This is a genomic window from Cobetia sp. 29-18-1 (assembly GCF_029846405.1).
GTDB classification, from domain to species: Bacteria; Pseudomonadota; Gammaproteobacteria; order Pseudomonadales; family Halomonadaceae; genus Cobetia; species Cobetia amphilecti.
Map to the genome: position 1 here is coordinate 48,831 of NZ_JARWKS010000019.1, position 12,009 is coordinate 60,839.

Here is a 12,009-nt window from a genome sequence, read left to right on the forward strand (position 1 = left end):
ACGCAAAAGGCCAGTCGCGATGACTGGCCTTTTGCGTCTCAAGCGTTATCTCAGAAGTCTCGATCTCAACCCCCTATCAAGACCCGCCTCGACACGACGATTTGATAACGACACAGGCTTATCTCTCGACGCCGCATGCTGATAATCTTGCTGATGAAAACCGCTGCGTGCTTTTCATCCACATGAAACGCCACGCATTGACCGCCAGCTCCCATTGCCAAGAGGAAACCGGATGACCACGGACTCAGACTCCTCACAGGCATCAACCGGCAGCACGCTCAGCAATGCAGAACAGGAAGACCGCCGTATCGGCAGGCAGCTGCGCGACCTGCGCAAGTCCCGCCAGCTGACCCTCAGCCAACTGGCGGAACGCGTCGGCAAATCCGTCGGCTATCTCAGCCAGGTGGAACGCGGCGTCTCCTCGCTGCCCATCGGGGTGTTACAGACGCTGAGTGACGCCCTCGACGTGCGCGTCAGCTGGTTCTTCCAGCCGGGCGGCAGTGATTCGGCGGTCGAGCAGGAAACTATCGTGCGTGCAGATCAGCGCCGTGCCATGAACCTCGGTGCCATCGGTGCGCGGGAAGAATTGCTCTCCCCCCGCCTGAGCGGTCAGCTCATCCTGATCATGACCCGTCTGCAGCCCGGTGGCAGCGGCGGCGAGACACCGCGTGAGCGGCGCGGTGAGGAAGCGGGCTATGTGGAAAGTGGCCAGCTGGAGCTGACCCTCGGCGAGCAGGTCTTCCTGCTCAACCCGGGCGACAGCTTCTCGCTGACCGGGGAAGAACCCCACTGGATTCGCAACCCCGGCGAGACCGAGACCCGTATCGTCTGGGTAATGACGGGCGTGGAATACTGAGGCATCGCGTTCAGGGTCCGCTTGTTCGTGCCGCTTTACTTGCTTTCACTTATATACCCAGCTTATGCATGCCCCGCTCTGTTTCATGCCCCGCTCTGTTTCATGGCCCTCTTGGTTCATACCCCGCGTGATTCATCTCCCCCTCTCAGTGGGGCATCTTGTCCCGCGTGGTGTAATAGACGCTGTCGATATGCGAGAGCATCGCGCGTTCAGCAGCATCCGGGTCACCGGCACGTAGCGCCTCGACGATACGCACATGCTCTTCATAGCTGCGCTTGATCGAGCCGTGTTCGGCCATGACCTGGCGACGGATGTTGAGCGCGTAGGTATAAAGCTCATCGGCATAGCGGATCAGGATCTCGTTACGCGAGTATTCGGCGATGACGTGATGGAAGTTCTGATCCGAGAGCTGGAAGTTCACCGGCGAGTCGAAGTGCTGTGACTGGGCCTCCAGCAAGGCGTCGAGCTTCTTGAGCCCTACCTCATCGATATGTCGCGCGGCACGGCGGGCGATGGCCGATTCCACCACGATCCGGCTCTCGAAGACGCTCTCGATATCCAGGTTGTTGAGCTCATCGCCCTGCTGACGCGCGGGATGATTGCGGAAGCTGTCGATCACGGCCTCACTGGCGCAGACGCGTGACTTGCTACCGTGCGAGACATTCAAGAGGCCATAGCCCGTCAACAGCGCCAGCCCACCGCGCACCGTCTCACGACTCACTTCAAACAACTGCGCCAGCTCTCGCTCGCTGGGCAGCTCATCTCCATCGCGCAGCAGCCCCGTCAGGATCATCTCGATGAGTTTGTCGGCGAGAATTTCCTTCTTGGTCTGATTCTTCAGCGCTTTCTCGAAGGCGAAAGGCGTCTGCTTCATGCAGCCTCCACTGGTATAGATTTCATACCAGCATAACCGACAACCGCATATCACGCATCCACAAACCGACCATGGTCGCAATTTTCGAGAAAACCTTGACCGATCAGCGTGGGCTCGGCTAATTTTTATCTCAACTGGTCCGGTAAACCAACCAGCAGACCATAAAGTGCGAATTGATTGAAGAAACCAACAACAACGCCAACTCTCACAAGGCTGGAATTCACATGTCCGCAACACGCCCTGTCATTGCCCTCACCCTTGGTGACCCCGCCGGTATCGGCCCGGAGCTGATCGCGCGCCTGGTCGCGGAACCCGAGCAATTCGCCGAGACCCACAGCGTGCTGGTCGGCGATCAGTGGCTGTGGGAGCAGGGCCAACGCCAGGCCGGTCTCTTCACCCAGCTGCCGCGCGTCGCAAGCTTCGCCGAGGCCCGCCAGCATGAAGGCCTGTCATTGATGCTGGTGGAAAGCGTGGTGCAGCAGGAGGTGACGCTGGCCGAGGAAAGCGACGCCTGTGGCGCCTCGACCCTCGCGGTGCTGTCTCGCTGCCTGGAAGCGGCCCAGAACGAGGAAGTCGACGCCATCTGCTTCGCGCCGCTCAACAAGCTGTCGATGAAGAAAGGCGGTCTGGGGCATGAAGATGAACTGCACTTCTTCGCCGAGAAACTGGGAGTCGAGGGCTATTTCTGCGAGTTCAACACCCTGGGGACGCTGTGGACCTCGCGCATCTCCTCGCACATTCCGCTCAAGGACGCCGCCGAGTACGTCACCCAGGAGCGCATCATCGCCGCCAGCCAGCTGATTCATGACTCGCTGAAACTGGCCGGTTTCGAACGCCCGCGCATCGCCGTCGCCGCCTTCAACCCCCACGGTGGCGAAGGTGGCACCTGTGGCCGCGAGGAAATCGACGTCATCGCGCCGGCCGTCACGCGCTGCAATGAACAGGGCTACCCGGTCGCAGGCCCCTTCCCGGCCGACACCATCTTCCTCAAGGCGCGCGATGGCGAGTACGACGCCATCGTGACCATGTACCACGACCAGGGACAGATCGCGATCAAGCTGCTGGGCTTCAATTCCGGCGTCACCGTCCAGGGCGGCCTGCCTATCCCCATCACCACGCCGGCCCACGGCACCGCCTTCGACATCGCCGGTCAGGGCAAGGCGGACGTCAACCCGACCCGCAATGCCTTCGCGATCGCCAAGCGCATGGGCACCAACCTGCGTGCACTGCGTCTCGAGACCGCTTCTGCCTGATGCGCTTGCGCCTCTCGCTCATGAACCTGAATCAACGCCATCCACAACAAGGATAATTCGATGAAGATCACCAACGTCAGAACCCGCGTCTTCGAATGGAAAGGCCACACCGTGCCCCCGACCGCCCATTTCTGCTCCAACGCCATGGACGAGCTGTGGGACAAGGGCGACTCGATGGGCACCTTCCGCTTCCACGGCTGGACGGTAGTGGAGATCGAGACCGACAACGGCCTGGTCGGGCTGGGCAACGTGGCGCTGGCGCCGCGCATCGCCAAGGCGATCATCGATCAGTACCTCACGCCGCTGATCATCGGTCAGGACCCCTTCGACTACGAATACCTGTGGCAGCGCATGTACCGCTCCACCCACGCCTGGGGCCGCAAGGGCATCGGCATGGCCGCCATCTCCGGCGTCGACATCGCCATCTGGGACATCATGGGCAAGGCGGTCGGCAAGCCGGTCTTCAAGCTGCTGGGCGGGCGCACCAAGGAGAAGATCCCCTGCTACGCCTCCAAGCTCTACCGCACCGACCTCAAGGGCATGCAGGAAGAGGCCCAGTCCTATCTGGATCAAGGCTTCACCGCCATGAAGATGCGCTTCGGCTACGGTCCGCGTGATGGGGTCGAGGGCGTGCGTGCCAACCTGGATAGCGTGGCCGCCGTGCGCGAAGTCATCGGCGAGGATGTCGACCTGATGCTCGAGTGCTACATGGGCTGGAACCTGGACTACGCCAAGCGCATGTTGCCGAAGCTGGAACGCTTCCAGCCACGCTGGCTGGAAGAGCCGGTGATCGCCGATGACATCGATGGCTACGCCGAACTCAATCAGCTGACCAGCATTCCCATCTCCGGCGGCGAGCACGAATTCACCCATTACGGCTTCCGCCAGCTGCTGGAAAAGCGCGCCGTCTCCGTCATCCAGTACGACACCAACCGGGTCGGAGGCATCACCGCCGCGCGCAAGATCAACGCCCTCGCCGAGTCCTTCAGCGTGCCGGTCATCCCGCACGCCGGCCAGATGCACAACTACCACCTGACCATGGCCTCACTGGCCTCACCGATGAGCGAGTACTTCCCGGTGCACGATGTCGAGATCGGCAACGAGCTCTTCTACTACATCTTCAAGGGTGACCCTGAGCCGGTGAACGGCTTCATCGACCTCGACGAAGAGACCCCGGGGCTGGGCCTCGAGCTGAACAGCGACTACTTCGATCAGTTCAACATCATCGAGTGAGGAAGCCATCATGAGACTCGTCCAACTTCGCACCGCCAATGGCCCGCGGGTCGCCGTGGTCGAAAGCCGTGACCAGCTGCGCCTGCTCGACTTCCCCGGTGGCACCTATGAGCTGGCCACCCGCGCCATCGAGCTGGGCATCGGGCTCAGCGCGCTGATCGAACAGCACTACTCGCACACCCTGGTCGACTACAAGCAGGCGATCGATCGCCGCGAACTGCTGCCGCCGGTCACCCACCCCGACCGCGCGCGCTGCACCGTCACCGGCACCGGCCTGACCCACCTGGGCAGTGCTGACACCCGCGATGCCATGCATGCCGCCGCCCAGGCACAGAGCGAGAATGACGCCAATGTCACCGACTCGATGCGCATGTTCCGCATGGGCCTCGAGGGTGGCAAGCCCGCCGCGGGCCAGGTCGGCGCGCAGCCGGAATGGTTCTACAAGGGTGATGGCAGCATCGTGGTCGCGCCGGAAACCGCGATCAGCGTGCCGGCCTTCGCCGAGGATGCCGGCGAAGAGCCCGAACTGGTCGGCCTGTACCTCAACGATGCCAATGGCCAGCCGCACCGCATCGGCTACGCCATGGGCAACGAATTCTCCGACCACATCACCGAGCGCGCCAACTACCTGTGGCTGGCTCACTCCAAATTGCGCGCCTGCAGCTACGGGCCTGAGCTGCTGATCGGCGAACTGCCCCAACACCTGGAAGGCACCAGCCGCATCACCCGCGAAGGCCAGATCCTGTGGGAGAAGCCCTTCCTGACCGGTGAGGCCAACATGGCCCACAGCCTGGCCAACCTGGAACACCACCACTTCAAGTACGCCCAGTTCCGCGCGCCCGGAGACCTGCATGTGCACTTCTTCGGCACCGCCACGCTGAGCTTCGCCGACCAGATCAAGGTGCAGGAAGGAGACCGCTTCGAGATCGAACTGCCGGCCTTCGGACGCGCGCTGCGCAACCCGGTCACCTTCGAGTCCCACGACAACCAAGCGGAACAGCCATCCGTCATGGCAGTGCTGTGAACACTGCCGATCAACACAACAAGTAGAGCAAGGATCAGGGTCTTGAGAACCCCGCCATCACACGGCCCTGATCCCGGCACCACCAGCACCACCAGCACCACCAGCAACACCAGCAACACCAGCAGCACCAGCGTCACCACGCCGCCAACGCTTCACGACAATAACGAGAAAAGGGTTTCGCCATGACAACCTCACGCCACCACACCACCGCCACCCTCCTGTCCGCCGCCCTGCTCAGCCTGGCGATGACAGGCACCGCCACTGCCGCCACCTCACTGACCTTCGCGCATGCCCACCCGGTCACCGATTCGCAGCATTTGGCCGCCGAGCGCTTCGCCGAACGTCTCGCCGAGCGCAGTGCGGGAGAATTGACGGTCAAGATCTTCCCCAACGGCCAGCTGGGCAATGACCAGGCGATGATTTCCGGTGTCCGCAGCGGCACCATCGATCTGGAGCTCTCCGGCAATCCCTACTTCAGTGGTCTGGTCAGCGAACTCAACGTGCTGGACCTGCCCTTCCTGTTCGATACCCGCGAACAGGCCTATCAGGTACTGGACGGCGAGGTCGGTCAGAACCTGCTGACTGCCATGCAGCCTCAGCAGATCGAAGGGCTCGCCTTCTGGGAAATCGGCTTCCGCAACCTGACCAACTCGCGCCGCGCGGTAGAGACCGCCGATGACATCAGCGGCCTGACGCTGCGCACCACCCCGAACCCGGCGCATATCGCCGCCTTCCAGGCCCTTGGCGCCAACCCGACCCCGATGCCCTTCGCGGAGCTTTATACCGCGTTGGAAACCCGCACCGTGGATGGCCAGGAGAATCCGGTCAGCCTGATTCGCTCCGCCAACCTGTATTCGGTGCAGGACCATCTGTCGCTGACCGCGCATGCCTATACCGCCGCGCCCCTGATCATGAACAAGCAGACGTTCGACAGCCTGGCACCCGAACTGCAGACGCTGATCAAGGAAGAAGCCCGCGAAGCGGCCCGCTATCAGCGCCAGCTCAATCATGACAATGAACAGGGCGATCTGGCCTTCCTCGAGGAACAGGGCATGCAGGTCGTGCGCGAACCCGATACCGCCAGCATGCGGTCCAAGGTCGCCGAGCCGGTGCGCGCCGAGTTCACCGCCAAGCACGGCAGCGAGCTGCTGGAACGCATCGACGCCGCTCTCGCCCACTGATCACGCTCGCCTGACTCGCCACTGGAAGGAAGCTCGCCATGCTCTCTGACTCACTCCAATCCCCGGTGATGCCTGCGTCTCTTGCCGAACTGGGCGAGCAACGCGAGCGCTATCTGGCCACGCAGCAGGATGATGCCCTGCCGATCATCGATGCCCACATGCATGTCTGGGACCCGACGCGCAATTACCACCCCTGGCTGTGCGATGAGCCGATGATTGCCTTCCGCTACGGCGACTATGCCGCGATTCGTCGCCCCTACCTGCCCGCCGAACACCTCATGGCGGCGGGAGAGGCGCATCGCGTGATGGGCTGCGTCTACATGGAAGCGGAATGGGCGCGGGGCGATGCGCTCAAGGAAGTGCGCTGGGTCGAGGAGACTGCCCGCGAGACCGGCTGGCCGAATGCCATGATCGCCCAGGCCTGGCTGGATCAGGACGACATCGCCGAGCAACTCGCAACGCTGTGTGAGCCACGTTCCCCCAAGGGCAGCCTGGTCATGGGCATTCGCCACAAGCCGGCCGCGCTGGAACGTCTCGATCCGAGGCTTGCCACCCACGCCATGCCCGGCTCGCTGCGCTGCCCGCGTTATCAGTACGGCGTCAGTGAAGTCGCGCGTCGCGGGCTGATCTTCGAGCTGCAGGTGCCCTGGTGGCACCTCGAGGAACTGCTGCCACTGCTGGACCGCCATCCCGAGATGCCGGTGGTGATCAATCACGCCGGTGTGCCCGGTGACCGTCATCCCGCCACCCTGCGTCAGTGGTCACGGGCCCTCGCCAAGGTCGCCGCCTGGCCACAGGTGATGATCAAGTTCTCGGGACTCGGCATCGCGGGTCAGCCCTGGCGGCTGGAAGACAACCGTGAGGTCTTTGCCATCGTGCTGCGCCATTTCGGGGTCCACCGCGTGATGTTCGCCAGCAACTTCCCGGTCGATGGGTTGGTGACCTCACTCGATACGCTGCTGCAGGCCTTCAAGGACCTCAGCCGCTCCTTGAGTCCCGAACACCGCCTCAAGCTGTTCTGTGGCAACGCCGTGCGCCGCTACCGCTTGAACGCTACCGCTTGGCCGGAATGACGACGACCGCCACGAGAGCGATTGCCACAACGACAGCCTCTATAACAACAACCTGCAAGGAATTCGCCATGCTTACCCGCCACGCCCTGTCCCATAAAGCTCTCTTCAACAAAGCCCTGCTCAAGACGGTCTCCGCGCTGGGACTGATGCTGACCTTCGCGACCACTGCCCACGCCGAGATCACCGCGCGCATGGGCACCAGCCTGCCGGATGCCCACCCGCAGACGCTGGGGGCCAAGAAGTTCGCACAACTCATCGAGGAAAGATCCGACGGCGAGATCACCGTCAAGGTGTTCTCCAACGGCATTCTGGGCAACGACGTCAACATGACCTCGATGCTGCAGTCCGGGACCCTGGATTTCACCGTACCGTCCACCGCGACCCTCAGCAGTCTCAATCCTGACTTCAACATCGTCAGCCTGCCCTTCCAGTTCGATGACAGTGCACATGCGGACGCGGTGCTGGATGGCGAGGCCGGGCGAGTCCTGCTCGCAAGTCTCGATGACAAGCAGCTGGTGGCACTCGAGTACTGGGAGAACGGCTTCCGTCACATGACCAACAGCCGCCGCCCCATCGAGACGCTCGAGGACATCGAAGGCCTCAAGATTCGCACCATGCAGAACGCGCTCTACATCGACCTCTTCAATGGGCTGAATGCCAACGCCGTGCCCATGTCGGTCAATGAGCTGTTTACCGCCATGGAGACCCGCACGGTGGATGGCCAGGAAAACCCCTACACCGTGATCCACGCCAAGCGCTTCTTCGAGGTCCAGAAGTACCTCTCGCGCACCGCGCATGCCTATGACGCCCTGGTGCTGGTCGCCTCGGCAGGCTTCATGGAGTCACTCGATGAGGCGCAGCGCCAGCTGGTCCGCGAGGCCGCCCGTGAAGCCACGCTCTATCAGCGCGAACAGAGCCGCGCCCTGAACGAGGAGCTGCTGAGTGCCCTTGAGAAGAAGATGGCCGTCAACGTGGTCGCGGACAGTGAGCGCCAGCGCATGCGTGAGGCTCTGGCACCGGTGATCGAGCAGCACACCCAGGCGCTTGACGCAGACGTGGTGACGCAGTTCCAGACTGCCCTGGCCGACGCGCGCTGAACACTTTCATCAGCCCCGGTCATCAGCGCCTGTGTCATCAGCCCCTGACATCAGTCCCAGCCACCGACACGCGGCAGCGCCCTTTTCGCTGCAACCAGAGGGGCGCAATGACAGCGCTGCCGCACTGTCATCGAGATGCCTCCTTCGGGGATGACACCATGAACAAACTGACCCAAGAGATGCCGTTATCCATGTCGATCAAACCGCCCTCTGCCACGCACGCCGAGTCCCGCAAGGCCGCTGGCGCCGAGCAGGAAAAGACAGCTCCGCAGGACACGGCAGCTACGCAGGACACGGCCGCCCCCTCGAACATTGCCGTCGGCATCACGGCGCTGTTCAAGGGACTCGAGAAGACCCTGACCCTGCTGATGGTGCTGGCGCTGGTGGCGATGATCGTACTGGTGTTCGTCAATGTGGTGCTGCGCTACGGCTTCAACAGCGGCATCTCGATCAGTGTCGAGCTGTCCCGCTTCCTGTTCGTGTGGGTCACCTTCATGGGCGCGGTCACGGCGCTGATCCGTCAGGAGCACCTGAGCGTCAATACCTTCGCCGACAAGCTGCCAGCGACCATGCGCGCCGGGCTTGATCGGCTGGTGACCCTGGCGATGCTCGGCTGCTGCCTGATGCTGCTCAAGGGCAGCTATGCCCAGACGGTGCTCAACTGGAGCAACCTCTCTCCCATCAGCGGCATTCCGGTCGGCGTCTTCTATCTCGCCGGCCTGATGGCGGGCGTGCTGATGTCCCTGATTCTGCTCTGGCGTCTGCTGACGCCGCTGGCACTGCATGCTGTCACGCCGCGCGTCGCGCCGAGCCATGCCTCTGATTCGCAAGGAGATACGCCATGACCATCGGGCTCTTCCTCGGCTCCCTGCTGGCCGCCATCGGCCTGAGCCTCCCCATCGCCTTCGCTCTGCTGGTCAGTGCCATCGTGCTGATGCTGCATCTGGATCTGTTCAACTCGCAGATCCTGGCCCAGAACCTCGTCAATGGCGCCGACAGCTACACCCTGCTGGCCATTCCCTTCTTCCTCACCGCCGGCGAAGTGATGTCGCGCGGCGGCCTTTCCCAGCGCATCGTCACGCTGGCGATGTCACTGGTGGGCCATCGCAAGGGCGGGCTCGGCTTCGTGGCCATCTTCGCCGCCATCGTCATGGCCAGCCTGTCCGGTTCTGCCGTCGCCGATACCGCGGCGCTGGCCAGCATGCTGCTGCCGATGATGCGCAAGGCCGGCTACCCGCTGGGCCGCTCCTCCGGCCTGATGGCCGCCGGTGGCATCATCGCCCCGATCATTCCGCCCTCCATTCCGCTGATCATCATCGGGGTCGCCGGTGGCATCTCCATCGGCAAGCTGTTCCTCGCCGGCATCGTGCCGGGGCTGATCATGGGCGTGACCCTGGTGGTGATGTGGCTGTTCATGACGCGCAAGGAAGATCTGGTGGTCACGAAGAAGGCCAGCGGGCGTGAGCGCCTCAAGGCACTCAAGGACAGCTTCTGGGCCATCATGCTGCCGGTCATCATCATCGGCGGCATCAAGAGCGGCATCTTCACCCCGACCGAGGCCGGTGTGGTCGCGGCGGTCTACGCCATCTTCGTCGCCACCGTGGTCTACCGCGAACTCGACCTCAGCCAACTCTACGCCGTGCTCGCCCAGGCCGCCCGCAGCACCGCCATCGTGATGTTCCTGGTCGCCGCGGCGATGGTCGCCTCCTGGCTGATCAGCATCGCCCAGCTGCCGCTGATGGTGGCCGGACTGCTGCAGCCGCTCGCCGATGACCCGCGCATCCTGATGCTCGCCATCATGGGCATCGTGCTGGTGGTCGGCATGGTGATGGACCTGACGCCGACCATTCTGGTGCTCACGCCGATCCTGATGCCCATCGTCAAGCTGGCCGGCATCGACCCGGTCTACTTCGGGATCATGTTCGTCCTCAACTGCGCCATCGGCCTGATCACCCCGCCAGTCGGCAACGTGCTCAACGTGATCACCAGCGTCGGCAACCTCAAGTTCGAGAAGGCGGTGAGTGGCGTCGCGCCCTTCGCCCTCGCCTATGTGGTGATTCTGCTGCTGTTCGTCGCCTTCCCGCAGATCATCACCGCGCCGCTTTACTGGATGACCGACTAACTCCGTGACAACCAAAACCACGAAGCCGCAAAAGACGACAGAAAGAAGGCAAGACGCCAACGACACGCCGCTTGCTTAGACAGTCGCCCGCTAAGACAGCAGCCAACAAAGACAGCCGCCAACAAAGACAACAAGAGAGCCATTCAATGACACCCATGATCAAGACGACCCTCGCCAGCCTGCTGTTGATCACCCCTCTGAGTGCTGCCCATGCCCAGATGACGCTCAAGCTGGCCCACGCCGCCCCGACCACCGATACCCAGCAGCAGGCGGCCGAGCGCTTCGCCGAGCTGGTCAAGGAAGGCACGGGTGGCGAGATCACCGTCAACATCTTCGGCAATGGTGTGCTCGGGGGCGACCAGCAGATGATCGCCGGTGTGCGCAGCGGCACCATCGATATCGAGATGTCCGGCAACCCCAACTTCGCGGGCCTTAAGCCGGCGCTGGGCGCCTTCGATCTGCCCTACATCTTCCCAGACCGCCAGACGGCCTATCAGGTGCTGGACGGCAAGGTCGGCGACGATGCCCTGGCTCTGCTCAAGGAAGACAACCTCAAGGGCCTGGCCTTCTGGGAAGTCGGCTTCCGCGCGATGACCAACTCCAAACACCCGATCAAGACCCCCGCCGATGTCGATGGCCTGGTGATGCGCACCAACTCCAACAAGTCGCTGATCGAGGCCTTCTCGTTGCTGGGAGCGAATCCGGTGCCGATGCCGCTGGGTGAGCTCTACACCGCGATGGAAACCGGCACGGTCGACGCGCAGGACCACCCGATCAGCATCGTCTGGTCGGCGGGCTTCTATGAGGTCCAGGACTACCTGTCACTGACCAACCAAGCCTACACCTCGCTGCTGATGGTGATGAACGACGACAAGTTCGAAAGCCTGTCACCAGAATATCAGCAGGTACTGGTAAGCGCGGCGCGCGAAGCCGGCGATTATCAGCGTGAACTGAACGCGAAGAACGAGCAGAAGATTCTCGCTGAACTGGCCGACAAGGGCATGAAGATCGAGACCGATGTCGATACCTCCGCCTTCCAGAAGGTCGTGCTGCCGACCTGGGACAGCTATATCGCCGCCAATGGTCGCGACTGGATCGATGCCATTCAGGGCGCCAGCCAGGCCAGCGCCGATGTCGGTGTTGATGCCAAGGTCGAGCCGCAAGGCACGCAGAAGACCACGGCCGCCGTGACTCAGTAACGCACAAGCGCTTTTTCGATTTCCCTATCTGTCACCCCAGCGAGGGCGCAAGTCCTTGATAACCAGGCCCTGACGGCACCCTCGCTGATTGGAGAAA

11 protein-coding genes are annotated in these 12,009 nt (G+C 62.7%); 10 read left to right on the plus strand and 1 reads right to left on the minus strand.

Annotation, left to right across the window (positions count from 1 at the left end):
- Positions 1–232 precede the first annotated feature (232 nt).
- Entirely contained in the window at positions 233–856 is a 624-nt protein-coding gene (locus QD208_RS14160; RefSeq protein ID WP_279837200.1) for an XRE family transcriptional regulator, read from the plus strand.
- A 145-nt stretch (positions 857–1,001) separates the two neighbouring features.
- Here the strand turns inward: QD208_RS14160 and QD208_RS14165 are convergent, their stop codons facing one another.
- The gene (locus QD208_RS14165; protein ID WP_054556160.1) at positions 1,002–1,730 is read right to left on the minus strand and encodes a FadR/GntR family transcriptional regulator; all 729 of its coding nucleotides are present in this window, start codon (positions 1,728–1,730) and stop codon (positions 1,002–1,004) included.
- Between the two features lie 224 nt (positions 1,731–1,954).
- On the opposite strand from QD208_RS14165, the gene QD208_RS14170 reads away from it, so the two are divergent.
- The 9 genes from QD208_RS14170 (at position 1,955) to QD208_RS14210 (ending at position 11,912) form a co-directional block, all read left to right on the plus strand.
- Positions 1,955–2,983, plus strand: coding sequence for a 4-hydroxythreonine-4-phosphate dehydrogenase PdxA (locus QD208_RS14170; protein ID WP_279837201.1), 1,029 nt, complete (start codon positions 1,955–1,957; stop codon positions 2,981–2,983).
- A gap of 60 nt (positions 2,984–3,043) precedes the next feature.
- Positions 3,044–4,216 carry an L-rhamnonate dehydratase gene (locus QD208_RS14175; RefSeq protein WP_024952543.1) on the plus strand — a complete coding sequence of 391 codons (1,173 nt, stop codon included), beginning with the start codon at positions 3,044–3,046 and terminating at the stop codon, positions 4,214–4,216.
- Between the two features lie 10 nt (positions 4,217–4,226).
- Positions 4,227–5,240, plus strand: coding sequence for an AraD1 family protein (gene araD1, locus QD208_RS14180; protein WP_279837202.1), 1,014 nt, complete (start codon positions 4,227–4,229; stop codon positions 5,238–5,240).
- A 182-nt stretch (positions 5,241–5,422) separates the two neighbouring features.
- Positions 5,423–6,421: a TRAP transporter substrate-binding protein gene (locus QD208_RS14185; protein WP_279837203.1), complete on the plus strand. Its 999-nt coding sequence runs from the start codon at positions 5,423–5,425 to the stop codon at positions 6,419–6,421.
- Positions 6,422–6,459: 38 nt separating this feature from the next.
- A complete protein-coding gene (locus QD208_RS14190) occupies positions 6,460–7,494 on the plus strand; it encodes an amidohydrolase family protein (protein WP_279837205.1) in 1,035 nt (344 codons plus the stop codon).
- Between the two features lie 68 nt (positions 7,495–7,562).
- A complete protein-coding gene (locus QD208_RS14195; protein ID WP_279837206.1) occupies positions 7,563–8,591 on the plus strand; it encodes a TRAP transporter substrate-binding protein in 1,029 nt (342 codons plus the stop codon).
- Between the two features lie 158 nt (positions 8,592–8,749).
- Positions 8,750–9,436: a TRAP transporter small permease gene (locus tag QD208_RS14200; RefSeq protein WP_279837207.1), complete on the plus strand. Its 687-nt coding sequence runs from the start codon at positions 8,750–8,752 to the stop codon at positions 9,434–9,436.
- Positions 9,433–10,713, plus strand: a complete 1,281-nt coding sequence (locus QD208_RS14205; protein ID WP_192837780.1) for a TRAP transporter large permease subunit — start codon at positions 9,433–9,435, stop codon at positions 10,711–10,713. Before QD208_RS14200 ends, QD208_RS14205 begins: the two co-directional genes overlap by 4 nt.
- Before the next feature lie 146 nt (positions 10,714–10,859).
- Positions 10,860–11,912 (plus strand): TRAP transporter substrate-binding protein, encoded by a 1,053-nt coding sequence (locus tag QD208_RS14210; RefSeq protein WP_279837208.1) that lies wholly within the window; start codon positions 10,860–10,862, stop codon positions 11,910–11,912.
- Positions 11,913–12,009 lie beyond the last annotated feature (97 nt).

Bases quoted from the DNA above. Each gene is read 5' to 3' on its own strand.
- QD208_RS14160 (WP_279837200.1), top strand. From the start codon at position 233: ATGACCACGGACTCAGACTCCTCACAGGCATCAACCGGCAGCACGCTC.
- QD208_RS14165 (WP_054556160.1), bottom strand. From the start codon at position 1,730: ATGAAGCAGACGCCTTTCGCCTTCGAGAAAGCGCTGAAGAATCAGACC.
- QD208_RS14170 (WP_279837201.1), top strand. From the start codon at position 1,955: ATGTCCGCAACACGCCCTGTCATTGCCCTCACCCTTGGTGACCCCGCC.
- QD208_RS14175 (WP_024952543.1), top strand. From the start codon at position 3,044: ATGAAGATCACCAACGTCAGAACCCGCGTCTTCGAATGGAAAGGCCAC.
- araD1 (WP_279837202.1), top strand. From the start codon at position 4,227: ATGAGACTCGTCCAACTTCGCACCGCCAATGGCCCGCGGGTCGCCGTG.
- QD208_RS14185 (WP_279837203.1), top strand. From the start codon at position 5,423: ATGACAACCTCACGCCACCACACCACCGCCACCCTCCTGTCCGCCGCC.
- QD208_RS14190 (WP_279837205.1), top strand. From the start codon at position 6,460: ATGCTCTCTGACTCACTCCAATCCCCGGTGATGCCTGCGTCTCTTGCC.
- QD208_RS14195 (WP_279837206.1), top strand. From the start codon at position 7,563: ATGCTTACCCGCCACGCCCTGTCCCATAAAGCTCTCTTCAACAAAGCC.
- QD208_RS14200 (WP_279837207.1), top strand. From the start codon at position 8,750: ATGAACAAACTGACCCAAGAGATGCCGTTATCCATGTCGATCAAACCG.
- QD208_RS14205 (WP_192837780.1), top strand. From the start codon at position 9,433: ATGACCATCGGGCTCTTCCTCGGCTCCCTGCTGGCCGCCATCGGCCTG.
- QD208_RS14210 (WP_279837208.1), top strand. From the start codon at position 10,860: ATGACACCCATGATCAAGACGACCCTCGCCAGCCTGCTGTTGATCACC.